Annotated in this window: 29 protein-coding genes; all 29 read left to right on the forward strand. The window is 66.2% G+C overall.

Annotation, left to right across the window (positions count from 1 at the left end; all coding sequences use genetic code 11):
* The first annotated feature begins 136 nt into the window (after positions 1-136).
* The 29 genes from ACTWPB_RS07545 to ACTWPB_RS07685 all read left to right on the forward strand — a co-directional run bounded on the left by ACTWPB_RS07545 (position 137) and on the right by ACTWPB_RS07685 (position 21,541).
* Entirely contained in the window at positions 137-316 is a 180-nt protein-coding gene (locus tag ACTWPB_RS07545) for a hypothetical protein (RefSeq protein WP_446224962.1), read from the forward strand.
* Positions 317-489: 173 nt separating this feature from the next.
* On the forward strand, positions 490-702 hold the full coding sequence (locus ACTWPB_RS07550) for a hypothetical protein (protein WP_446224963.1): 213 nt from the start codon (positions 490-492) through the stop codon (positions 700-702).
* Positions 703-872: 170 nt separating this feature from the next.
* Positions 873-1,154 (forward strand): HNH endonuclease, encoded by a 282-nt coding sequence (locus ACTWPB_RS07555; protein ID WP_378913121.1) that lies wholly within the window; start codon positions 873-875, stop codon positions 1,152-1,154.
* Positions 1,148-1,567, forward strand: a complete 420-nt coding sequence (locus ACTWPB_RS07560) for a terminase small subunit (RefSeq protein WP_446224964.1) — start codon at positions 1,148-1,150, stop codon at positions 1,565-1,567. Before ACTWPB_RS07555 ends, ACTWPB_RS07560 begins: the two co-directional genes overlap by 7 nt.
* Before the next feature lie 109 nt (positions 1,568-1,676).
* Positions 1,677-3,134: a terminase large subunit domain-containing protein gene (locus ACTWPB_RS07565; RefSeq protein ID WP_446224965.1), complete on the forward strand. Its 1,458-nt coding sequence runs from the start codon at positions 1,677-1,679 to the stop codon at positions 3,132-3,134.
* Positions 3,131-3,298 carry a hypothetical protein gene (locus tag ACTWPB_RS07570; protein WP_446224966.1) on the forward strand — a complete coding sequence of 56 codons (168 nt, stop codon included), beginning with the start codon at positions 3,131-3,133 and terminating at the stop codon, positions 3,296-3,298. The genes ACTWPB_RS07565 and ACTWPB_RS07570 overlap by 4 nt, the downstream gene beginning before the upstream one ends.
* Entirely contained in the window at positions 3,295-4,542 is a 1,248-nt protein-coding gene (locus ACTWPB_RS07575) for a phage portal protein (protein ID WP_446224967.1), read from the forward strand. Before ACTWPB_RS07570 ends, ACTWPB_RS07575 begins: the two co-directional genes overlap by 4 nt.
* The gene (locus ACTWPB_RS07580) at positions 4,523-5,251 is read left to right on the forward strand and encodes an HK97 family phage prohead protease (protein ID WP_446224968.1); all 729 of its coding nucleotides are present in this window, start codon (positions 4,523-4,525) and stop codon (positions 5,249-5,251) included. The genes ACTWPB_RS07575 and ACTWPB_RS07580 overlap by 20 nt, the downstream gene beginning before the upstream one ends.
* A gap of 130 nt (positions 5,252-5,381) precedes the next feature.
* Positions 5,382-6,776, forward strand: a complete 1,395-nt coding sequence (locus tag ACTWPB_RS07585) for a phage major capsid protein (RefSeq protein ID WP_446224969.1) — start codon at positions 5,382-5,384, stop codon at positions 6,774-6,776.
* Positions 6,777-6,836: 60 nt separating this feature from the next.
* Positions 6,837-7,118: a hypothetical protein gene (locus ACTWPB_RS07590; protein ID WP_446224970.1), complete on the forward strand. Its 282-nt coding sequence runs from the start codon at positions 6,837-6,839 to the stop codon at positions 7,116-7,118.
* A 3-nt stretch (positions 7,119-7,121) separates the two neighbouring features.
* A complete protein-coding gene (locus ACTWPB_RS07595) occupies positions 7,122-7,283 on the forward strand; it encodes a hypothetical protein (protein WP_446224971.1) in 162 nt (53 codons plus the stop codon).
* Positions 7,284-7,286: 3 nt separating this feature from the next.
* Positions 7,287-7,967: a hypothetical protein gene (locus ACTWPB_RS07600; RefSeq protein WP_446224972.1), complete on the forward strand. Its 681-nt coding sequence runs from the start codon at positions 7,287-7,289 to the stop codon at positions 7,965-7,967.
* 9 nt (positions 7,968-7,976) lie between these two features.
* The gene (locus tag ACTWPB_RS07605; protein ID WP_446224973.1) at positions 7,977-8,516 is read left to right on the forward strand and encodes a hypothetical protein; all 540 of its coding nucleotides are present in this window, start codon (positions 7,977-7,979) and stop codon (positions 8,514-8,516) included.
* A complete protein-coding gene (locus tag ACTWPB_RS07610; protein ID WP_446224974.1) occupies positions 8,513-8,887 on the forward strand; it encodes a hypothetical protein in 375 nt (124 codons plus the stop codon). The genes ACTWPB_RS07605 and ACTWPB_RS07610 overlap by 4 nt, the downstream gene beginning before the upstream one ends.
* Positions 8,880-9,152 carry a hypothetical protein gene (locus tag ACTWPB_RS07615; RefSeq protein ID WP_446224975.1) on the forward strand — a complete coding sequence of 91 codons (273 nt, stop codon included), beginning with the start codon at positions 8,880-8,882 and terminating at the stop codon, positions 9,150-9,152. Before ACTWPB_RS07610 ends, ACTWPB_RS07615 begins: the two co-directional genes overlap by 8 nt.
* Positions 9,152-9,550 carry a hypothetical protein gene (locus ACTWPB_RS07620; protein ID WP_446224976.1) on the forward strand — a complete coding sequence of 133 codons (399 nt, stop codon included), beginning with the start codon at positions 9,152-9,154 and terminating at the stop codon, positions 9,548-9,550. The genes ACTWPB_RS07615 and ACTWPB_RS07620 overlap by 1 nt, the downstream gene beginning before the upstream one ends.
* Positions 9,551-9,607: 57 nt before the next feature.
* Complete coding sequence (locus ACTWPB_RS07625) at positions 9,608-10,192, forward strand: phage tail tube protein (RefSeq protein ID WP_446224977.1); 585 nt, start codon at positions 9,608-9,610, stop codon at positions 10,190-10,192.
* A 107-nt stretch (positions 10,193-10,299) separates the two neighbouring features.
* The gene (locus ACTWPB_RS07630; protein WP_446224978.1) at positions 10,300-10,596 is read left to right on the forward strand and encodes a hypothetical protein; all 297 of its coding nucleotides are present in this window, start codon (positions 10,300-10,302) and stop codon (positions 10,594-10,596) included.
* A complete protein-coding gene (locus ACTWPB_RS07635; RefSeq protein ID WP_446224979.1) occupies positions 10,557-10,979 on the forward strand; it encodes a DUF5361 domain-containing protein in 423 nt (140 codons plus the stop codon). The genes ACTWPB_RS07630 and ACTWPB_RS07635 overlap by 40 nt, the downstream gene beginning before the upstream one ends.
* A 314-nt stretch (positions 10,980-11,293) precedes the next feature.
* On the forward strand, positions 11,294-14,050 hold the full coding sequence (locus ACTWPB_RS07640; protein ID WP_446224980.1) for a phage tail tape measure protein: 2,757 nt from the start codon (positions 11,294-11,296) through the stop codon (positions 14,048-14,050).
* Positions 14,047-14,919 carry a phage tail protein gene (locus ACTWPB_RS07645; RefSeq protein WP_446224981.1) on the forward strand — a complete coding sequence of 291 codons (873 nt, stop codon included), beginning with the start codon at positions 14,047-14,049 and terminating at the stop codon, positions 14,917-14,919. Before ACTWPB_RS07640 ends, ACTWPB_RS07645 begins: the two co-directional genes overlap by 4 nt.
* A gap of 32 nt (positions 14,920-14,951) precedes the next feature.
* Positions 14,952-16,556 (forward strand): Gp37-like protein, encoded by a 1,605-nt coding sequence (locus tag ACTWPB_RS07650; protein ID WP_446224982.1) that lies wholly within the window; start codon positions 14,952-14,954, stop codon positions 16,554-16,556.
* 8 nt (positions 16,557-16,564) lie between these two features.
* The gene (locus ACTWPB_RS07655) at positions 16,565-17,626 is read left to right on the forward strand and encodes a hypothetical protein (protein ID WP_446224983.1); all 1,062 of its coding nucleotides are present in this window, start codon (positions 16,565-16,567) and stop codon (positions 17,624-17,626) included.
* Positions 17,626-18,702 (forward strand): hypothetical protein, encoded by a 1,077-nt coding sequence (locus tag ACTWPB_RS07660; protein WP_446224984.1) that lies wholly within the window; start codon positions 17,626-17,628, stop codon positions 18,700-18,702. Before ACTWPB_RS07655 ends, ACTWPB_RS07660 begins: the two co-directional genes overlap by 1 nt.
* Positions 18,699-19,742: a hypothetical protein gene (locus ACTWPB_RS07665; protein WP_446224985.1), complete on the forward strand. Its 1,044-nt coding sequence runs from the start codon at positions 18,699-18,701 to the stop codon at positions 19,740-19,742. The genes ACTWPB_RS07660 and ACTWPB_RS07665 overlap by 4 nt, the downstream gene beginning before the upstream one ends.
* A complete protein-coding gene (locus ACTWPB_RS07670) occupies positions 19,739-20,356 on the forward strand; it encodes a hypothetical protein (protein WP_446224986.1) in 618 nt (205 codons plus the stop codon). The genes ACTWPB_RS07665 and ACTWPB_RS07670 overlap by 4 nt, the downstream gene beginning before the upstream one ends.
* Positions 20,340-21,059 (forward strand): peptidoglycan recognition protein family protein, encoded by a 720-nt coding sequence (locus ACTWPB_RS07675; RefSeq protein WP_446224987.1) that lies wholly within the window; start codon positions 20,340-20,342, stop codon positions 21,057-21,059. The genes ACTWPB_RS07670 and ACTWPB_RS07675 overlap by 17 nt, the downstream gene beginning before the upstream one ends.
* Positions 21,059-21,268 (forward strand): hypothetical protein, encoded by a 210-nt coding sequence (locus ACTWPB_RS07680; RefSeq protein WP_446224988.1) that lies wholly within the window; start codon positions 21,059-21,061, stop codon positions 21,266-21,268. The genes ACTWPB_RS07675 and ACTWPB_RS07680 overlap by 1 nt, the downstream gene beginning before the upstream one ends.
* Positions 21,269-21,541 (forward strand): hypothetical protein, encoded by a 273-nt coding sequence (locus ACTWPB_RS07685; protein ID WP_446224989.1) that lies wholly within the window; start codon positions 21,269-21,271, stop codon positions 21,539-21,541.
* Positions 21,542-21,543 lie beyond the last annotated feature (2 nt).

Consider the following 21,543-nt stretch of genomic DNA (forward strand, 5'->3'; position numbering starts at 1 on the left):
CGCATATGAACCAATCGGTACACAACAAGGAGTCCGCCATGCTCAGCACCCTTTCCGCCATCGCCGGTGACGTCGACTGGAAGATCCTGGGCGAGACCCTCATCGACGTCACCGGCGCGATCATCAAGGCCGTCCTGTGACCCTGCCCGACTCGGAGGTGATTCGCGCGGCATTCCTCGACGCCGTGTTCAGCACCTCGGCGACGATCGGCGCAGCGCTCGGCATCTCCGGACGCGCGCTGTACGAGTCCTTGGCACCGCTCGCCGAAGACGCCACTCTCGCATGCATCGTGGCAGCCGAGGACGGCATCGAATGACACTCGCCGCCCTGCTGTCATGCCTGCTGCACCAGCCCATCCGCACGCTGGAACTGCCCATGACCACAGCCCCCGGCTTCTGGAACTGGTAGCTCACCGAGACACCCACCGCAGTGGGTCTGTGGCATCGGGGCACTGCGGAAGGCCCCGATGTCCGAACACATGGAGGGCACATGGCGCACACGCCCGACACCATCACGGTCGACATCCTCATGCGGGTACACGGCAGCAGCGAGTCACACCAGGTTGCCACCGTCGACCTGCCAATCCTGTTGTCGCACAAAGCACCCGGCCGAGTACGCCAGACCGTGGACCCCAGCCCCCTCGCGGATGCAGGCAAGGCACTCGCCGATGCCTTGCGTCAGGTGTTCGACGACCATGCCTGACTGGCTCGACCGACTGCTCGTCGCCATCGTGCACCGCGCCATCGCACCACTCATCGACTGCACCCTCGTCCGGCCAGGCCAGCTCGAGCAGATCCGAAACAGTGATGCGCGACCGAGCCCCACGTTCCGCGCCGCCATCCAGCGCGCAGCAGTACGACGGAGGTGACCTCATGCCCAGCAAGGCCAGCCCTGCTGCACACCGCATCGCTGACAGCCTCAAAGCTCGGCGCGTCCAACCCTGCGCGATCTGCCGTCAGAAGATCGACTACGACCTGCCTGCCTCACATGCAGAGGCATTTACCGTCGAACACCTCAAGCCGCGGTCGACTCACCCGCACCTCGCTCTAGACCCCTCCAACTGTGCACCAGCGCACGCAAGTTGCAACAAGGCACGGGGGAACAAGGACGAGACGGAAGCCCCAGGGCTTGGCGTCAGGAGCCAGGAATGGTGACCGCAAGGGGAGGGGCGGCCCGAAAGTCTGGTCCAGCCACCAGCCCACCTCCGGCTCTGTCAGGTGATCTCCCTCCCCGGTCGGCAAGGGGGGGTCGCGCGCGTGAGGCCCAGCCCACGAGCATCGAGTCCGAGACCAATGACGCGATCGAGGCGGCCACTCACCTGACCGCCATGGACATGGGAGCGGTGGCCGTCCTGCGAAGCCTGGCGAAGACGCTGGACGGGCTGCTGGAAACGGGGTTCGTCACGGAGAGCGGCAAGTTCGACAACGTCAGCATGCCGACCTACCTGCGCTACTGCGAGTCGCTCGGCCTCACCCCTGCCGGGCGCCGACAGATGGCGCCGAAGGAGCCGCCCAGTGCCCCGAGCAAGCTCGGCCAGCTCCGCGCGGTCCACGGCGGCAAGACCTAGACTCGGCCGCGAGGAGCCGCGGCTGTTCACCCCACCGCTGCGGCCGCTGACGCCAAAAACCTCGCTAGGGTTTGCGTGTATCCAGTTCGCCGAGGAGACGCTCGGCTGGGTGCTGTTCCCGTGGCAGAAGTGGCTACTGATTCACATGCTGGAGCTGCTGCCCGACGGACAGCTTCGATTCCGCACCGTGGTCATCCTGGTGGCCCGCCAGAACGGCAAGTCGACGCTGTCGATTGTGCTGTCGCTGTTCTTCATGTACGTGCTGGCGCGCGATCTGGTGATCGGAACGGCTCAGGATCTCGACGTCGCCGAGGAGATCTGGCAGGCCGCGGTCGACGTCATCGACGAGACTCCAGAGCTGCTCGAGCTCAAGGAGAAAACCAGCCAGACGAACGGCAAGAAGTTCGTCGAGCTGACCACCGGCGAGAAGTACAAGGTCAAGGCAGCCAACCGGCGTGCTGGTCGCGGTCTGTCCGGTGACCTGGTGCTGCTCGATGAGCTCCGCGAGCACCAGACCTGGGACGCATGGGGTGCGATCACGAAGACCACGATCGCCCGCGCCTTCGCGTTGATCGTCGCGTTGTCGAATGCAGGCGACGCGACCAGCGTGGTGCTGCGGCACTTGCGCCGGATGGCGCACCTGACGCTCGGTGATCCGGACGGAATTATCGCCGCCGAGGACCCCGAGTCCCAACTGGCCGAGATCCCGGTCGAGATCGAGGACGCCGAGGACCAGGAGGACGACAGTCTCGGCCTGTTCGAGTGGTCGGCCCCGCCCGGTGCCGGGATCTGGGACCGCGGCGCTTGGGCGCAGGCGAATCCGTCACTAGGTCACACGATCACCGAGCGCACGCTGGCTAGCGCCGCGAAGACCGACCCCGAGTGGGTGTTCCGGACTGAGTGCATGTGCCAGTGGACGGACGGCAGCCTGGAAGGCCCATTCCCGCCCGGCGCTTACGAGGCCACGCTCGACAACGGATCTCGCATCGTGAAGGGCTCGCCGATCTACGCGTGGGTCGATGTGGCCTGGAATCGGCAGCGCGCGAGCATCGCGGTCGCCGGTCGCCGTGAGGACGGCCTGGTCCACGCCGAAGTCGTCGCGTCCCGCTCGGGAACGGACTGGGTCGTCGACTGGCTGGTGCCGCGCGTCGCCGAGCACGGGATCGTCGCGATCGGCCTGCAGGCCAGCGGCGCCCCGGTGTCGTCGCTACTGGAGCCCATGCAAGTCGCTGGCCTTCCGCTCTTCGAGGCGGGCGGGCGTGAGATGTCCGCATCGACCGCTCTGATCTACGACCTGGTGCGCGACAACATGATTCGCCGTACTGCCCAGCCGCTGCTCGACCTCGCGGCCGCCACAGCGCTGATGCGGCGCCTGTCCGACGGTGCATGGGTGTGGGACCGCAAGAAGTCGCTCACCGAGATTTCAGGCCTGGTCGCGTGGTCCGGCGCGGCGTGGCTCGCGCAGCCGAAGTCTCTTCCGGAAGATCCGACGCCGCAGGTGCACGTCTGGGATGAGCCCGGCGACGGCACCGACATGGTCAACGACGACGAGGAGCAGTGGTGGTGAAGTACGTTTCGGCCGTGGCCGAGATCCTCGGCCTGGCGGTGATCGCCGCGGGCCTGGGGATGCTGGCCGGATGGCTGGGAGTGATCTTCGCGGGCCTGGCCCTCGTTGCTGTGGGCGTGGCATTGGATCCGCCGCAGCGTAGTTCGCGCGGTGGTGCGCGATGAGCATCCTGTCTCGACTGTTCGACGTGCCCGACGAGGCGCGTGCGTTCACCCGCTCGGACGCCATCCCGAAGAACAGCGAGGGCTACTGGACGGAAGCGGGGGAGCACGTCAACGACCAGACCGCGCTGCGTCTGGCCGCGGTCTACGCCTGCGTTCGACTGCTCGCAGATTCGGTTGCGTCGCTGCCGTTCGATGCCTATCGGAAGAAGGGAACGGTACGGGAAGAGATTTCCCCGCCGCCTTCTTTGATAAAGAAGCCATCCGCGCAATTGGAGAACTTTGAATATATATTTCAAACAGTTTCTTCTTTAGCTTTGCGCGGGAATAGTTTTCATCTAATCAATAAAAGGGATGCCTTTGAATATCCCATTGAGATGGAACCTGTCCACCCCGACTGTGTGCGCGTCGGCTACGACGAGTCGACCGGGCGGCCCACCTACGCCATCGACGGCACGCACGTGCCGCGCGCGGACATCGTGCACATCCGCAGGTTCAGCCTGCCCGGATCGGTCGTCGGTCTGTCCCCGATCCAGCAGGCACAGGTAGGCATCGGCCTGGGTCTGGCCGCCGAGAAGTTCGGCGCCCGATGGTTCGGACAGAGCGCCACACCGTCCTCGGTGCTGGAGACCGACCAGAACCTCGACGAGACCCAGGCCAAGCGGCTGCAGAAGTCGTGGATCTCATCGCACGGCGGAAAGCGGCATCCCGCCGTCTTATCCGGCGGTGTGAAATGGAAAGCCATTGAGGTCACACCCGAGGAATCCCAGTTCCTCGAAACGCGTGCATTCCAGCGGGGCGAAATCGCAATGCTATTCGGTGTCCCGCCGCACATGATCGGCGACACCGAGAAGTCCACTTCGTGGGGTAGTGGCATCGAGCAGCAGTCCATCGGGTTCGTCACCTACACGCTGCGGCCGTGGCTGACATGCATCGAGTCCGCGATGTCGGCCCTGCTTCCTCGCGGCCAGTTCGTGAAGTTCAACGTCAGCGCATTGCTGCGCGGTGACACTCCGGCTCGCTACGAGGCCTACAACACCGGCCGTCTCGGTGGCTGGTTGTCGGTCAACGAGATCCGCGCACTGGAAGACCTGCCGCCCATCGGACCCGAGGGTGACACCTACATCCAGCCGCTCAACATGGCCCCGCTCGGTAGCGAGGACCCCGGCACACAGGACCCGACCCCCGATCCGGCCAAGCCGGACGAGCCAGAGGAGGAGCCCAGCGATGACGATATCCAGCCGTAGGGCCAAGCTGATCGACGTCCCCGAACACCGGTCGCTGCCCGCTGGCGACTTCGAGATCCGGAAGACCGGCGACTCGTTACGGCTGTCCGGGTACGCATCGGTATTCGACGCCCCGTACGACGTCTACGGCGGTGCGCCGATGGGCTGGTCGGAGACGATTGCCCGCCAGGCTTTCGACGTGACCCTGTCGGAGAAGCCCGACCTGCATCTTCTGATCAATCACGAGGGGATGCCGTTGGCGCGCACCAAGTCCGGCACCCTCCAGCTGTCGACCGACAAGAAGGGCCTGCTGGTCGGCGCCGACCTGGACCGCACCGATCCGGACGTGCAGCGCCTCGAGGCGAAGATGGCCCGCGGCGACATGGACGAAATGTCGTTCGCGTTCCGCGTGAAGGCGCAGTCCTGGAACGAGGACGAGACCGAGCGCACGATCACCGAAGTCAGCCTGCACAAGGGCGACGTGTCGGTGGTCAACTTCGGCGCCAACCCCGCGACCAGCGCGCAGCTGCGCAGCTTCGTCGACGGCCTGCGTGGCCTGTCCGCTGACGACGCGATGGCCGAGGCCCGCAGCATCGGCCGTGACGAACTCGCCCGCGCCCACCAGCTGCTCGGCGGGCTTCTCCGCACTGTCGAGGACCGGCCCAGCGGGAGCGTCGGCCGCCTGGCCGCGCTGCGCGCCCTCGGCAACGGCACCGAGCTGCCCGACTGATCCACCCCCTAGCTACCCGGCGTCCTGGCACTGGACGACCGGGCCTTCGGCGCGCCCTGGCACTGGGCACGCCACCCATGAGGCCTGGCACTGGCCGTGTCCACCACCGCTTCTCACAAGGAGAAACCCCATGTCCGACATGGACGAACGCCTCACCCGCCTCATCGCCCGCCGGGCCGCCGAGGCAGAAGCCCGCGAGACCTTGCTGTCCAAGCGCAAGGCGATCCTGGACGTCGCGGAGGAGGAGGCCCGCCAAGACCTCACCACCGAAGAGGACGCCGAGTTCCGCAAGTTCACCGCCGACATCAAGCTCAAGGACGCCGAGCTCAAGTCGCTCGACGAGCGCATCACCGAGCTGTCGGAGGAGATTGAGCGCGACGGCCAGATCACCGCCGGTGCCGCTGCTGTTCGCCGCGCACAGGCCCGCGTCACCTCGGTCAACGAGGCTGCGGTGTACGTCAAGGGCAATGGCAGGTCCTATCTGCAGGACATGATCCGGCACTCGCTGAACATGGACGCCTCCGGCGAATCCATCGACCGCCTGCGCCGCCACACCCAGGACGTCGCGACGAACCCCGAATACCGCGATCTGAACCGCACCGACGGCACCGGCGGCTACTTCGTGCCCCCGGCCTGGCTGATGACCCAGTTCGTGGAGCTGGCCCGCGCGGGCCGCGCGACCGCGAACCTGGTGAACAACCAGCCGCTGCCCGGCGGCACCGACAGCATCAATATCCCGAAGGTGCTGACCGGAACCTCGACCGGCATCCAAACTGCGGACAACGGCGCGGTGTCGGAGACCGACCTGACCGACACCAGCGTGAACGCGCCGGTACGCACCATCGCCGGTCAGCAGGACGTCGCCGTGCAGCTGCTCGACCAGTCCCCGGTCAACTTCGACGAGGTCATCTTCCGCGACCTCATCGGCGACTACGCGAACAAGCTGAACGGGCAGGTGATCGCCGGTTCCGGCTCCGCCGGCCAGGTCACCGGCATCCGCGCTACCGCGGGCATTGAGACCATCGCCCAGACCGGCACCTCCGCCGTCGACCTGTACAAGAAGGTCGCCGACGGCATCCAGCGTGTCCACACCCTGCGGTTCCGTGCACCCGAGGTCATCGTGATGCACCCGCGCCGCTGGGCGTTCATGCTGGCGGCGGTCGACACCAACGGACGCCCGCTGGTGCTCCCCGCTGCAGGCAACCCGCAGAACGCGATGGCCACCCTAGGCGTCGTCGGTTCCGAGCAGGTTGTCGGCTCGATGCACGGCCTGCCGGTCGTCACCGACCCGTCGATCCCCACCAACCTCGGCGCGGGCACCAACGAAGATGTCGTGCTCATCATGCGGGCGTCGGACATCCTGCTCTACGAGTCGGGCATCCGCACCCGGGTCCTGCCCGAGGTCGGCAGCGGCACGCTGACCACCCGCCTGCAGGTCTTCGGCTACCTCGCGTTCACCGCGGGCCGCTACCCGAAGTCGGTCGTGGAAATCGGTGGCGTCGGCCTGGTCGCTCCGACGTTCTAGCCACCTCTCACTGTGGGGCGGTTTCGTGCCGCCCCACGGTGCCTGGCCGAAAGGAATCAGATGAGCAACGACATCCGTGACGTCAAGGGCGACTACCACCGCGCCTACCTCGATGCCTACGACGGACTGATCCGCGCGAACCGCGCCGACGAGGCCGACCAGGTCGCCGAGGTGCTGGCCGAGCACTACGGACGCATCATCCCGAAAGAAAAGCCGCAGACGGCCGCCGAGAAGAAGGCAGCCGCCGAGAAGGCGAAGGCTACGGCCGCCGCTGGCTCGAAGGAGAACGCGAACGCGACTCCGGCACCGGAGAACACCGCGGCCGCCGGAAGTAAGGAGTAGGCGATGCCTGAACCGAAGTTCTGGGACGAGGACACCTCGGCCCCCACTCACGGACCGGCGATTGCCGACCCGACCGGCGGCGCCACGGTCGATGCACCTGCGAGGACTGCGATCAACGCAATCCTCGCTGCGCTGCGATCCGCAGGCATCATCGCGCAGGACTGACCTGTGCGCGCGGATTCCACGCACGAAACGCTGCGTGCCACCCGCCGTCGCGATACTGCGGCGGCGATCGGTGCGGTGCTGGAGCTGCAACGCGCCGAAGTCCTACATCGCGTGAAGACCGGCGCCAGCACGTTGGTCGCGAGCGCGTGGGACGGCAAGCTCCGTGACGCGCTGTTCCCCGAGAATCAGACCACGGCCCGGGAGATCGGGTGGCGGGTCGCGAAGGATCTCGGCGACAAGCGCGCCAACTTCGAGCCCGATGACATGGACCCATGGCTGCTGGCCGACGCAACCACTTCGGCTGAGGCATGGAACCAGAAAACGGCTGAGGATCTCGAAGCCGAGCTCGCTGCGGCCGAGGAGCAGGGCGGTGAGGTCGTCGCGGCGCTGGTGGTCGGCGCTGTGTTCGATCTGGCACTTTCCTCGCGCCTCGACCGCTTCTCGTCCGGGGTGGTCACGTCCACGGGCAACTTCGGCGGGCACCACGCGGCGGAGTCCAACGGGGCGATCTCGAAACGCTGGAACGTCAACAGCACCAACCCTCGGTCCTCACACACGCGAATGCGGGGCCTGTTGGTGCCGATGGAAGAGAAATTCCCCAACGGTCTGCGCTGGCCCGGCGACAAAAAGGGCGGCGCCGACGAAACCGCCGGTTGCAAATGCTCGATGACCTTCATCTTGTGAGGAGGCACCGTGACGATGCCACTGCTCGCCACCAGCACGGACCTGACGAAATACAAAGACGGCGACGTCGACCAGGCCCTCGAAATCGCGACGTCACTGATCCGCGAACACTGCGGTTGGCACATCGCGGATTCGATCACCGCGACGGTCACGGTCGATCCGACACATCACCCGATCCTGATGCTGCCGACGACCTACCTGTCCGCGGTCACCACGGTGACCGAGCTCGGCGAGCTCGTGCCCGCTGAGGAGTACGACTGGTCTGAACTGGGGCACTTGACGCGCCGGTGCGGCCGCTGGGGATGGCGGCCGCGCAGCGTCGTGGTCACCATGACGCACGGCTACCCGGAGATTCCGCCCGAGGTGAAAGCGGTGGCACTCGGCATTGCCGCGCGGATAGAGACGCCGGCCAGCACGGTGCGCGCTCAAGGCGCGGGCGTCTACAACGTGCAGATGGCGACGAACCCCGACGGATCGGTAGGCGGCCTGTCGTTGAACCTTGAGGAGCGTGCAGTGCTTGCCCGGTATCGGTTGGAGGGCATCGCATGATCCCGACACCGTTCACCGTGCAGCACTACGCCTTCGTCGCGGGCGCAAAGGACGCACACGGCAACCCCGTCGTCACCTACACCCCATTGCTGACCGCGCCAGGCATCGGACGGAAGGTCGCGGGTTGGTCTGGTGCCTCTACCGCCGAGCCCCCACTGGCTGGGCATGACCGGGTCGTGGTCGACCTCGAGCTGATGGTGCCCAAGGGATTCCCCGCCCGAGCCCGCGACAAGATCCGGATCGCCGAGCAGCCGGTGGCCGGCCTGTACGAAGTCGTCGGCGACCCCCGCGATTTCACTGCATCCCCGTTCAAAGGGCCTCTTGGCCGCGGCTGGGGATACGTGCTCACCCTGAGGAGGACTGATGGCTAGTCGAGTGACCCGCCTGGACATCAACTTCGCTGCAATGTACGAGATCCGGCGTATGGAAGGCGTCGTTGCTGAAATCGACCAGCGCGCTGACCAGGTCCTTGCTGCGTGCGGTGGTGAAGCCGCCGGGTACAAGAAGGGGTCAACCCAGGGCGCGAAGCGCCCCCAGGGTCGTTGGCGTTCCTCGGTCGTGACCTACAACGGCACCGGAATCCGCGACAACGCCGCGAACCACACCCTGCAGCGTGCGATTGACTCGGCCCGCTGATGGAAGCCGTCGCATTCCCCGATATCGAGGCCGAACTGGTGGCCTGGCTGGCACCCGAGCTTACCGGCCTCGGCTCGGAAGCTGTTGTCGCGACCAAGGTGCCGAATCCGCGTCCCGTTGAAGGCGTGCGTGTTGTGCGCGTCGGCGGCGTCCAGGTCAACGTTGTCACCGACGAGCCGCGCATCGTGCTGGAGTGCTACGCCGCCACAGCACCCGCGGCGGCCGCGCTGGCCCGCATGGTGCGCGCAGTCCTCACCACAGCGGCCGGTGGCCTGCTTGCAACCGCCTGGTGTGACCGGGTCCGCGATCTCGGCATGGCATTCCTACCCGACTTAGAGGCCGACGTGCCTCGCTACCTGGTCACCGCCGAGATCCGCATGCATGGAATGCCTCTCTGATCCAACTTCATAACGCCATCTCCCAAGGGCCTGCGCAAACCCCTTAAGGAGACCGTGATGGCACTGCCGTCTACCCAGTACATCGGCGCGGGCACCCCGCTGCTGTCCACCGGCGGCGTCCTCGCCGCCCCGATCGGCACCGCCCTGCCCGCGACTGCGGCCGCAGTTCCGAACGTGGCGTTCAAAGCTCTCGGCTACGTGTCCGAGGACGGCCTGGAGTCCCAGGGTGAACGCACGGTGACCAGCGTGAAGGACTGGAACGCTGACATCATCGCCCAGCTGCAGACCGAGCACTCGGTCCGCTTCGGCCTGACCCTGTACGGCGCATGGGATGCCGACGTGCTCAAGGAAGTGTTCGGCGTGGGCAACGTTGTCGTCACTCCGCCCACCGCATCCACCGGCACTCTGATCAAGGTCACCGAAACAGGCGCGGTCCTACCGATGCGCTCGTGGATCTTCGACATGAAGCATGAGAGCAAGAAGCTCCGCATCGTCGTCCCGAACGGCAAGATCTCCGAGGTTTCAGAGAACGCCTACAACGCAGGCGAACTCATCGGCTTCCAGATCGTCGTCGAAGCCTTCCCGGACGCGGCGGGCGCCAAGTCCTTCCGCTACTACGACGACGGCGTCTTCGTCCCGTAGCCCCCAATCCCCGGCGGCGGCCGGTCACCTAACGCGCAGGCCCACCGGCCGCCGCCGGGCCACTCGGGCCAAGCCTGCGCATCAACATACGAAAGGGCTTGCGCGCCATGCCGACTGCACCCAGAACCAAGAAGAAGCCGCCCCGAGTCACTGCGGACTTCGTCCGCACCCTCGGCGAGGGCGACACCGCGATCGAGCTGCGCCTGCCGTCGCTGGCCTACCTGAAAACGGGGATGGTTCGCGCCATGCGGGGCTACAACGACCGCGGCGCCATGTGGTACGTCATCGAGAAGATGGCGACCCCGGAAATGATCGCCGCACTCGACGAAACCTTCCCTGACGAACTCCAGGAAATCTTCGACGCTTGGGCCGAGCACTCGGGTATCACGCTGGGGGAATCCTAGGCCTCGACGCTCTAGTCCAAGAGCACGGCGAGGCAATCGAATTCGACCTCATCGACCGCGGCCTGCGGCTGCGGCAACTCGGCACCAACAAGCTCACCTGGGGCGATCTGCGGGCCATCGTTACCCACCGAAAGCCGGATTCGGCGCTCTCGCGTGCGCTGCGCCCTGATGACTGGGCGTGGCAGCTACCCGAGCTGCTGCTAGCCGACATCGCCGATTCGCTGCGCTGGCTGCGCTGGGCGAAGTCGACCGCAGCCCGGCACGGGCGACCACCGAAGCCGATCCCTCGGCCCGGTGTGAATTCCGGCGTGGAGAAGTACGGCACACAGCCGATCCCCATTGAGGACATGGCCAAGTTCCTTGGCTGGGAGGAGGCAGCGTAATGGCTGGTGACGGCACCGAAATCGGTACCGCGTATTTGTCGATCGTCCCTGAGACGTCGCAGATCGCGCCGCGGCTCGCGCAGGCAATGCAGGGTGCCGGCCAGTCGGCGGGCCAGGCGGGCGGGCGGTCGATGGGCGGCGGGATCACCGACGCCCTCGGCTCGCTCGGCGGCAAGGCCGGTCCGATCGCCGCGGTGCTCGGCGTCGCAGGCCTGGCCGCTGGTGCGGTCTTCGCCAAGTCGCTGATGGCGGGCATGGAGACCGAGCGCCAAACCGACCTGATCCAGGCTCGCCTCGGCCTCGACGAGGGCACCATGGCCAAGATCGGCACCGCGGCCGCGAACGCCTACACCGGCACCTTCGGTGAATCCGTCCAGGCCAACATGGATGCCGCAGGCAAGGCGATTCAGGCCGGTTTGCTCGACCCGAATGCGAATGCCAAGGACACCCAGCAGGTCATTCAGCAGCTCTCCAGTGTCAGCGAGCTGATGGGCGAGGAGATCCCGGCCGTCGCGAAGGCCGCCGGTCAGGCCATCAAGACCGGTCTTGCAGATAACGCCACTGAGGCGATGGACTTGTTCGCGGCAGCAAACCGTAACGGGCTCAACATCAGCGAGGACTTCCTCGACACGATCAACGAGTACGGCACCCAGTTCCGCAAGCTTGGCCTGGACGGGCCCGAGGCCGTCGGGCTGATCAACCAGGCCGTCAAGGGCGGCGCGCGAGATGCCGATATCGCGGCCGATGCGTTCAAGGAATTCTCCATCCGCGTCCTGGATGGCAGCGAATCGTCGAGCGAAGCATTTGAGGAGCTCGGCTTCAACGCCGAGGACCTCGGCGCCCGGTTCGCCCAGGGTGGGTCAGTCGCCCGTGAAGCCACCGGTGAACTGCTCGGCGAGATCAACAAGATCGAAGACCCGGTCAAGAAGAACCAGATCGCACTCGCCCTGTTCGGCACGCAGGCCGAAGATCTCGGCGGCGCCCTGAACAACTTCAACCTCGACACCGCCGTCAATTCGCTGGGCCAGGTCGCCGGTGCGGCCGAGACCGCGGCGAACGTGATGGGCGGCAACACCGCGTCCACGATCGAGGGCGCACGCCGATCCATCGAAGTCTCGATGGCTGGCGTCCAGACTTCGCTAGCGCAGGCCTTCGGTCCGTCGCTAGAGAAGGTCGCCAACTGGGTCAAGACGCATCAGCCGGAGATCACCGGCTTCTTCATCGCCGTCGGCGACGCCGCGTTCGTCCTCGGCGACATCCTGCTGCTGTGGGCGTCGACGTCGCTGTCGAACTTCGCGACCTTCTCGCGGATACTGGGCGAGCAGATCGAAGGGTTGCTGCAACCACTCGGCCTGGTCACAGAGGTCTTCGGCAAGCTCACTGGCGACAAGGGCATCGAAGACGCCGGTGTCGCGATGCAGGACTTCCAGGACAAGCTCAACGGCGCCGCCGACAAGGCCGACGCTGCGGCGACCGCGATCAACGACAAGGCGCGGCCAGCGCTGAACAGCATGCGCGATGCCTTCAACGAGAACGCGACCGCCGCACAGGACGCACAGCTGTTGATGCGGGCACTCGGCGAATCGGTCACCGCGATCCCCACTGCGCACGGGATCAACCTGTCCGACAACAGCCCCGAGGCCAAGGCACGCCTCGAAGCGCTCGGCATCACGATCAAGGAAATCCCGGGCACCAAAGAAGTTGAGATGGTGGCGCTGACTGATGAAGGTCAGCGAGTACTCAACAACTTCTACGCCCAGAACACGGGCAAGAAGATTGCCATCGAGGCCGAGGTCTCTCTGTCGGCTCGCGTAAACAACGGCGACCTGACCGTATCGAAGGCGTCACCGTGGGCGACCAAGCAAGCCGACGGCGGCATCCTGTCGTTTGCCGACGGCAAGCTGCCCGACGATGCGCTGATCCAGAAGGGCCGCGGCAGCGGCCTGGTTCAGTGGGCCGAGGGCGAAACCGAAGAGGAAGCCTTCATCCCGCTGGCGAAGTCGAAGCGTGCCCGTTCGGTGGCGATCTGGCGCGAAGTCGGTAAACGATTCGGCCTGTTGTCCATGGCCAACGGTGGAATCACCGGGGGCGCTGGGTCTTTGACCGATGTTCAGAGCGGGATGTGGGAGGCGCTGCAGCAGGCCTTCCCCGATGCCACGATCACCTCCGCGACCCGCACCGTGGATGTCGGCGCAGGCTACGACTACCACATGCAGGGCAAAGCGCTGGATGTGGTCGGCCCGGACATGCCTGGCATTGCCGCGTGGATCGCAAAGAACTATCCAGGAAGCCTCGAGCTGATCCATTCCAACGGCTTCGGCTCCAACATCAAGAACGGCCAAAACGTAGGCGACGGATACGGCTACTACGGGGCCGATACCATGGCCGGCCATTCCGACCATGTGCATTGGGCGATGGCCAACCGTCCGAACGTCACAGCCGGAGAACCAGGTTCAGGTGGCGGCACCGGCGGCGGGGCGAGCTCCGGCGGTTCCGGTGGTGGAAGCGGCGGATCCGGCGCCAGCACGGGTGGGTCGCTCGGCTCTGGCGGCGGCAGCGCCAACACCACCGGTGCGACCGAAGTGTTCGTCGTGAACATGCCAGGCGGCAGCAGCAGCGCCATCACCGCCGACGCTGGAACCGACGCTGCCGCAAACAGTCCCGACCCCGCCACGGCCACGCCGACCACAGAGACCCCGAGCACCGCACCCTCCACAACGGACCAGGCCGATCATCCACTGATGGGCACGCCCCTGACCGGTGAGCTGTTCAACGGCGACGCCCCTTGGTACCAGGCGACCTCTCCTGAGCAGGCGCTGACCAACCTGCAAACGCAGGCCTCAGCGCAGTGGACGGAGACCAGCGAAGGCTTCCAGTCATTCTTCCAGGACAACTGGAGGGAAATGCTGGAAACCGGCGCAGGCGTGCTCGGCATGGGCGCGATGGGCGGTGGCACCACGCTGAATGTCACCAACAACGGCATGGACCCGAACAGTGCCGCGGCCGCCGTCGAGCGCATGGTCCGGCGCCGAACGATGGCCACACGATCGTCGGGAGGGTTCGGACGATGAATCCGCTGCTGTTGCGCGAGGCGACGAAGATTGTCGGTTGGGACATTCACGGCCGGTGCTGGCACCTCCACGGTACCGGCGTCGGTCGTGAGGGCGCCCGCATCATCGCGCAGTCCGGGCACATGTTTGCCCCGACAGGGCTGCTCGTCTCCGAGGGTGCCCGCCAGGACGGTGCCACCTTCCTGCGGTCCGTTCGCTCGAAGAAGGAGTGGGACTTCAACGTCTTCCTCCAGGGCCCCACGGTGCGCGGATTCCATGCGATCCACGACGCCTGGTTCCGTGGCTGGTCCACGGACCAGCCGTTCAAATTGGGCTGGTTCACCCGGCACCAGGGCTGGCGCTTCCAACTGTTCCAGCTCGATGGGCCCCCGGAGCCGATCGAAGATTTCGACCCCGCGGTGAATGCGGCGATGACATACCAGATGTCGGCGACCGCGATGGACCCGCTGGAGCATCACCTCGATGAGTCGACAACGTGGGTCAATTCCGACGCATTCGGCGAGGGTGTGCTGATGGCGCGCAACGCCGCCGACCAGCCCGCATGGCCGCGTTACACGATGAACGGGCCTGGCCGGTGGCGCATTGGCGACCCGCTCACCGATGACCCGACCCGCATCGTGGAGACGCCGACGATCGAGGCGGGGGAGACCCTCCGGATCGACTCGCATCCCCGCCACCGAACGGCCCGCGTCTACTCCGGCGCGGAGCCGTCCGGGCGCAACGTCTGGGGGCAGCTGGCAGGCCGTCGTTGGTTCCGGTCGGTGGATCCGTGGTCGTCGCTGCCGATCACCGTCGCGGTATCCGACGGCGGCACAACCGATTCGGAGATCACCGTGTCTGTCACCCCGCGCTCGTCGAGGCCGTTCTGATGACGTGGGACAAAGCCGTCGAGGTTCGGCGGATGGACCTGGCCGAGCGCCAGGACCAGGCCGACCGTGCCGACCAGACTGTCATGGTTCGGTATTGGGACAAATTCCTGCAGGAGGTCGGCGAGGAAAACCGTTACCTCGAATTGCAATTCGCCTACTCCCGCAACAAGGCGGGCGGCCTGAAAATGAAGGTTGCGCGCGACACCCTGTACTTCGACCACCTGTTCCGGGCGGATGAAGACGGCGTCGGCCCGGAGAATCGAACCGTTCCGATCACCGTGAACACCAAGGCTTTCCGGTGGGACGGGTATATCACCAGGGTCGCCCTGGTGCGCGAGGACGATGGCACGGAATACATCGACGTCGAGGCCATTCACTGCTGGCAGCACATCGCCACGACCGCGCTGTGGGCCTCGCCATTCGCGCCGATCCTGGCGCAATGGCCCCGGCACATGGTGCTTTTCGGGCCGACCGAAACTCTCATCGGCATCTATATGAGCTGCAATTTGATTCGGCAACAGTCTTCGGCCTATCCGGGGCAGTGGTCGGACGCTCCGGAATGGGTTCGTGCCGGCGATTCTTTGTGGCCGATCGCGATGGTGCCGGTATGGATCCTCACCGACACATCGAAATGGGCTGCCGGTACAGCGCGCTTTGACATGGCAGATAAGTTCTTCGAGGGCTGGCTCGATGATAGCGGAGTGCTGCTCGAAGCCAAGTTCTACATCCCCGGCGAGGACGAGCAGCCCGCCCCGGAGTGGTTCCACCTGGACAAGCCCACCGTAGTGCTGTGGACGACGGACAAGTCCGGCGTCACTGGGCCGACCGGCACATTGATCGACGGCTTGGTCTCGTGGTTCGAAGACTTCATCGACGACACCACACCGGTGCGGTATCCGAATTTCAATGCACAGTCGGAATATGAAGCGGTGTATTCGAATTCGGGACCGTTCGGTACCACCAAAAATTTGCCGTGGGTGTGGTACCTCGACGGCGAATACTCCGGTATCGGCGCATCCGAGATCGCCGTGCACAAGCCATTGGCTACGTCGGTGATCGTCGGCGGTAAGTCGCCGGGGTGGGTAAATGCTGGCATCGAAATTGCGATGAAAAATTTGCTGTCCTGGGTTGGTTTGCTCATCGGAATTCCCGGTCTCGACTCGCTGTATCAAGGCCAGCTCGATGACGTGTTCCTGGCGTGGATGTCCTACAGCAATTCCGAAAGGACAAGGGAGGCAGGGCCGTTCGCATTTAAGGAACACGTCGTAGCGAACAGCACGAAAGCATTCACGTTGGACGGCGTAATGGCCGGACGCGCGGGCCTGCACCAAACCCGTGGATACACAAGCAACAAAGTCTCTGTCGGCGACGGCGCCCCGTACACGTTGGGCAAGGACTTCACCCTCGGCGATCAGATCGGGTTCGAGCTCGGCGGCCAGATTTTCACGGATTTCGTCACCGAGATGACTTTCACCGACGACCGCGACAACGGGGCCCGGTGGGAGCTGACCATTGGCGACGGCGGCGACGAGGAAGACACCGTCACCAAGGCATGGAATCGCCTCGGCCAGCTCGCCACCGCGGTGCAGTCCATCGCCACCGATGTCGGTGCCGACCTCGACCTGATCATCTTCTAGGAGGACCGTTGCCCGATATTCAGATCTCCGCGCGCCTGGTCGCCACCGAAGAGGTCGACCTCGACGGTCTACCAATCCTCACCGCGACAGTCACCCCGACCGAGGCAGCGGCGGCATTGCCGTTGCCTCCCGGCCCGACTGGTCCGGCGGGCCCGCGAGGAGCACCACAAACCACGTTCGCCAAACAGGGTGCCATCGCCGACGCAGCCGCGCGCCCGGTCGGCCTCGGCCTGGCCGACCGCGGCAAGTGGTGGCATCGGCTCGACAACGACGCTATGGACTTCTGGGATGGCACGACGTGGATCCACTCGCCCGACGCCGTCGGTGCGCAAGGCTCAGTCGCCCCAGGCAATACCGTCACGGTGACAACTACTCATGATCCGGCACTCGTCGGCGCCGCGCTCCGGATCACCGGATCGACCGCCGCGCAGGCTGTGCAGGCCACCGTGCCCGCTGGTTTGCCAGGTCCGGCCGGTCCGCCCGGCACATCCGGAGCGATCACTGCTGCCACGGACTGGGACGATACGGTCGGCCCGGTCAACCGGTCCGCCTTCGGGCTGACGTCTTCCGGGCGTAGGTGGCAGGCCACCCAGCCCCCCAACGGCTTTGGGCCGTGGGCATGGTGGGAGAGCGAGTTTGCTGCCGCCCATGAAGAAGCGATCCCGAGCTATGTGGCGGGCACCTTCACCGTCCCCGCAATGCCGTTCCAATGGCGCCCGATGTGCTGGGGTCAGATGCACTGCTTCATGGAGCAGGGCGCAGAGGCTCGTGTCGAATTGCGGGTCCGCCTCGGCTCTGCGGCCGGAGTGATGGTTGCCTCCGGCGCCGGCCACCGCATCAGCAGCCCATCCGTCTACTTTCCCCTATCCTGGGCGCCCGCTTACGGCGACGAGGGAACCAAACCGTTGTCGCCGTCGAGTACCTACGCGACCGTACCTGCTGGTCAGTCCGCGACCTTGTATGTCTGCGTGGAGCGCGTCGGCAACGGCGTCGGTTACAAGATCGGCCACAGCCAGACGGCCGCGACGCTTACCGTCTGGGCCCAACCCGTTCCGGAGGTGGTGACGTAATGCCCACTGTCGGAGAGTATTTCGAGCAGACCCAGATCCGTGGACTCAACGAGGGCATCGGCACCCCGGGCGTGGTGCAGTCCTTCGGCGGCACGCCGACGGACGGCACGCTGGAGCTGCCCACCGGGTCACCGGGCGCGACTGGCCCGCAGGGCCCGCCCGCGTACCGATTCCGGTGGGAAGGCGACGTCTCCGACCCGAGCGCGCTCGCCGCGCTCGCCGAGAACCTCGGCCCCGCGCACGCGGGCAAAGCGTGGCGCGTCGAGAGCACCAACACGCTGATGTACTGGAACGGCGAGGCATTCGATTCCTTCCCGGAAGCCTTCGGCGGGCACGGCCCAACCGGTGATGTCAACGAACTCGAAATCGGTGCGGTCACCACCGGCGCGGTGGGTAGCGATCTGGAAATCACGATCACCGGAACCCCGCCGAACCAAACGCTCGACATTGTCGTGCCGCGCGGCGTGGCAGGCGTGAAGGGCCCCATCGGGTCACCTGGCCCGCTGCGTGAGGCCACCGACTACGACGACAGCGCCCCGCCGGTCGACGGCGCTGTGCCGCTCTGGGATCCGGTGACGAGCAAGTGGGCGCCCGAACCGTACCCGGGATGGCGTGGCCCATGGACGGCCTTCGAAGGCGACTCATGGGACGGCGCTGCGGGTTTCGCGGCGACGCAGAGCGGAGTCTCGACCAATCCCAACACAGTGTGCAACATCAACATCCCAGCCCAGGACGTTGCATGGCGCCCCCTGGTATTCGGCGGGGTGCTGGTGCGGACCGCTGCCACCGACGCATCCAACCGGATCGACATCGAGGCCCGGATCACCAACGCTGCAGGGCAGATCGTCGGCTACGGCCCGGGTACCCCGTTCGGCATTGACGCCGTCGACCTGGTCTACCCGCAGTTCAACACCGCCAGCATGACCCCGGCGTCCTCGGTCGGGGTGATCGCAGCGGGGGTGCCCGCGGTGATCGCGATCGTCCTGCGTCGCAACCTCGGCTCCGGAAATTACACGTACACCCGCACTGGCGCGCACGTCACGGTGTTCGCGGTGCCCGTGACAGGAGCGCCATGACCATCGTCTACGACAGCGACATCACGCTCACCCTGCGCGGGGTCTCGGATCCGATCGGCCTTCCCTACACGGTGAACCCGCTCGAGCTGGTGGACCGCGAGGGCCTGTTAGAGATCCGCGAGGGTTCCATCGGTGACCCTGGCCCGCAGGGTGATCCGGCGTGGCCGTGGCAGTGGATGGGCGATCTCGCCGATCTCGCCGCGCTGCAGGCCCTGGGCCTAGGGGAGGCGCATGCGCGTCGCGCCTGGCGGCTGCTCGACGAGAACTCTGTGATCCTGTGGACCGGTCTTGAATTCGTGCGCTTCACGGTGGCCTTCCAGCACGCCGGACGCCAGGGCCCACCGAACGTGCTGTCCGGTGTGGCGACGATCGGCACCCCCGGCAGCACGGCGACCGCGGTGATCACCGGCACCCCGCCGAACCAGGTGCTCGAAGTCCAGTTCCCGCGCGGCGCGACCGGTGTCGCAGGCGATCCCGGCGAGCCCGGTGCGATCTCCGACGCCGAGGATGTCGGCGACCTGACCGCGGCCCGACAAGGCGCGGTGCTCGCGTGGCACACCGCCACCTCCGAATGGCTGCCGATCCCCGCGCCCCGCCTCGGCGGACCGTGGGCTATCGCCGGATCTCAATTCACCGGCGGCTCGAACTTGTCGCAGTCGCCGAAGACGATCGCCACCATGACGATTCCGGCACAGCCGATCCCGTGGCGGCCGATCGTCCTCAGTGGGTCGATCGGATTGCAGGCTCACGTCTCGACAGTGGGCGAGTCCCGGCCGGATGTGGAGATCCGGCTGGGCGCTGCTGACGGCCCGTTGATCGGGTTCGGATTCGGATGGGCTGCGGCGAACCACACTCAGACCCAGTTCTTCCCCCGCTGGGATGCTCCGAACTCGCCCGCCTCCACGCAGGCCACCGTCGGCGCGAATCAGACCGCACAGATTTACGTCATCGTCCGCAGAGTCGGCGCGAAGAACTACAGCGTGATCACCACCGGCGCCCAGCTGATCATCGGCGCCCAGCCAATGGAGGGCCAGCCGTGAGCGGCGAGATCATCGAAGAGGTCACGACCCCAACTGGGCGCGATCAGGAGAAGATCCGATACCACGCCACAGGCAAAGAAGGCGTGCAGGTCACCGACCGAATGCAGGCGTTTCTGCGCCACGTGGTCGAAGGCACGTTGCCGACGATGGATGTGCCCGAGGTCGCGCCCGAAGTGCGCGAGCTCGCCGAGGAGCTCGCGGTGGTGCACCTGCCCGAGTGGACCAATCCGGCCGGCCGCAAGCTTGCTGATCCCGCCGTGATCCAGGTGGCCCAAGCACCGCGGATCGCCGACTTCCTGATCGCGCGCGGATGGCGGCGAGATCCCACGCTCGAGGTGGTGCGCTGGGCGCCGACCCCCGGCGGTCTGCCCGGCCCGTACGACACCGGCCTGCACTACGGGCGCGACGAGGACGGCACCTGGCCGATCCCTGACATCGAGGCCTACTGGGACGTCGACGATGTCGAGGTGTCCCAGCTCCCCGACGGTAGCTGGAAAGCCGAACACCCCAGAGGAATCGGGTTCCAGGCCGCATCGAAGTCCGAGGCACTCGCCGGGATTGTCGAGACCATCCGCACCAAGATCGAGGAGGCAACCAATGCCATGGACAGGTGACCCCGTATGGCTGGCCGATGTACTGCGCGCCGAGGGCGTGCGAGTCTTCGAGTACCCCGATTGGCGCGAGCGCGGACACGGCGACTTCCGGTCGGTATGGGGCGTGATCTGCCACCACACCGGCGGATCGAACACCCCGCCGCGCGAGATCGCCGAGGGCTTCGCGCACCTGCCTGGCCCGCTCTCTCAGATCCACCTCGGCAAGGACGGCACCGCCACTGTCGTCGCTGTCGGCGTCGCCTGGCACGCAGGAATGGGCGAGTACCCGGGCCTGCCCGAGGACAACGCGAATTGGCACACGATCGGCATCGAGGCCGCGAACAACGGCGAGGAGGGGTGGCCGCCGGCGCAGTACCAGGCGTACGTGCGCTGCTGCGCGGCCATCGTGCGCCGTCTCGGCTACGGCGCCGATCGGGTGATCGGGCACAAGGAATGGGCCGGGCGCAAGCAGGGGAAATGGGATCCCGGCCAGATGGACATGGCGAAGCTCCGCCGCGACGTGCAGGTACAACTCGACCGAAAGGCACCCACCATGGATAACGCAGGTCTCGCGCTCGACCAGCTCGCCGGACCCGGCACCAAGGACGGCGCACCGTTCCCCGGTTGGCCGCAGCTCGGCGGGCGCACAGTCGTCGACACTCTGGCCGCCATCGGCGAAAAGCTCGGCGTCGCCGGGTGCCGTGATCCGAAGGCGGGCAAGTGATGACGCGCGTTCCGGAGCCCGCCCTAGTCCGGTCGGTGCTTGTCGCGATCACCGGCGTTGCCGCGTTCATCCTCGGCCGCAACGTTTCGATCGAATGGGTCGAAACTCTGACAATGCTCTACACCCTGGCGACTCCGGTCCTGGCAGGTGCCCTCATCCGGCCCGCTGTAATCCCGGTTTCGTCCGGTCGTCACGCGCGGGAGGACTGAGTGAGCCCCGAGCACATCGTCGCCTACGGCGGCATCATCGCCGTCATCCTCGGCGCTATCTCGGCCTGGCAGGGCAAGAAGGTCAGTGAGCTGCAGGGGCGGGTCGACAATCTGGAGGCCGAGCTGGCGCACTGGCGAGAGCTCGGCGTCGACGCGATGAAGTACATCCGCCGCTTCTGGGTGTGGAGTGATCGCCGCGACATAGCTCACGAGCGCGGCGAACCGGTGCCATCACAGCCTGAACTTCCGGCCAGCCTCAAAGACCAGCTATGAAC

Source organism: Nocardia sp. IBHARD005, assembly GCF_052814245.1.

Coding starts and splice junctions, on each gene's coding strand:
- ACTWPB_RS07560 (WP_446224964.1), top strand. CDS start 1,148: ATGGTGACCGCAAGGGGAGGGGCGGCCCGAAAGTCTGGTCCAGCCACC.
- ACTWPB_RS07585 (WP_446224969.1), top strand. CDS start 5,382: ATGTCCGACATGGACGAACGCCTCACCCGCCTCATCGCCCGCCGGGCC.
- ACTWPB_RS07650 (WP_446224982.1), top strand. CDS start 14,952: ATGGACCTGGCCGAGCGCCAGGACCAGGCCGACCGTGCCGACCAGACT.
- ACTWPB_RS07550 (WP_446224963.1), top strand. CDS start 490: ATGGCGCACACGCCCGACACCATCACGGTCGACATCCTCATGCGGGTA.
- ACTWPB_RS07645 (WP_446224981.1), top strand. CDS start 14,047: ATGAATCCGCTGCTGTTGCGCGAGGCGACGAAGATTGTCGGTTGGGAC.
- ACTWPB_RS07555 (WP_378913121.1), top strand. CDS start 873: ATGCCCAGCAAGGCCAGCCCTGCTGCACACCGCATCGCTGACAGCCTC.
- ACTWPB_RS07615 (WP_446224975.1), top strand. CDS start 8,880: ATGGCTAGTCGAGTGACCCGCCTGGACATCAACTTCGCTGCAATGTAC.
- ACTWPB_RS07590 (WP_446224970.1), top strand. CDS start 6,837: ATGAGCAACGACATCCGTGACGTCAAGGGCGACTACCACCGCGCCTAC.
- ACTWPB_RS07675 (WP_446224987.1), top strand. CDS start 20,340: ATGCCATGGACAGGTGACCCCGTATGGCTGGCCGATGTACTGCGCGCC.
- ACTWPB_RS07665 (WP_446224985.1), top strand. CDS start 18,699: ATGACCATCGTCTACGACAGCGACATCACGCTCACCCTGCGCGGGGTC.
- ACTWPB_RS07620 (WP_446224976.1), top strand. CDS start 9,152: ATGGAAGCCGTCGCATTCCCCGATATCGAGGCCGAACTGGTGGCCTGG.
- ACTWPB_RS07680 (WP_446224988.1), top strand. CDS start 21,059: ATGACGCGCGTTCCGGAGCCCGCCCTAGTCCGGTCGGTGCTTGTCGCG.
- ACTWPB_RS07595 (WP_446224971.1), top strand. CDS start 7,122: ATGCCTGAACCGAAGTTCTGGGACGAGGACACCTCGGCCCCCACTCAC.
- ACTWPB_RS07625 (WP_446224977.1), top strand. CDS start 9,608: ATGGCACTGCCGTCTACCCAGTACATCGGCGCGGGCACCCCGCTGCTG.
- ACTWPB_RS07610 (WP_446224974.1), top strand. CDS start 8,513: ATGATCCCGACACCGTTCACCGTGCAGCACTACGCCTTCGTCGCGGGC.
- ACTWPB_RS07640 (WP_446224980.1), top strand. CDS start 11,294: ATGGCCAAGATCGGCACCGCGGCCGCGAACGCCTACACCGGCACCTTC.
- ACTWPB_RS07660 (WP_446224984.1), top strand. CDS start 17,626: ATGCCCACTGTCGGAGAGTATTTCGAGCAGACCCAGATCCGTGGACTC.
- ACTWPB_RS07580 (WP_446224968.1), top strand. CDS start 4,523: ATGACGATATCCAGCCGTAGGGCCAAGCTGATCGACGTCCCCGAACAC.
- ACTWPB_RS07575 (WP_446224967.1), top strand. CDS start 3,295: ATGAGCATCCTGTCTCGACTGTTCGACGTGCCCGACGAGGCGCGTGCG.
- ACTWPB_RS07630 (WP_446224978.1), top strand. CDS start 10,300: ATGCCGACTGCACCCAGAACCAAGAAGAAGCCGCCCCGAGTCACTGCG.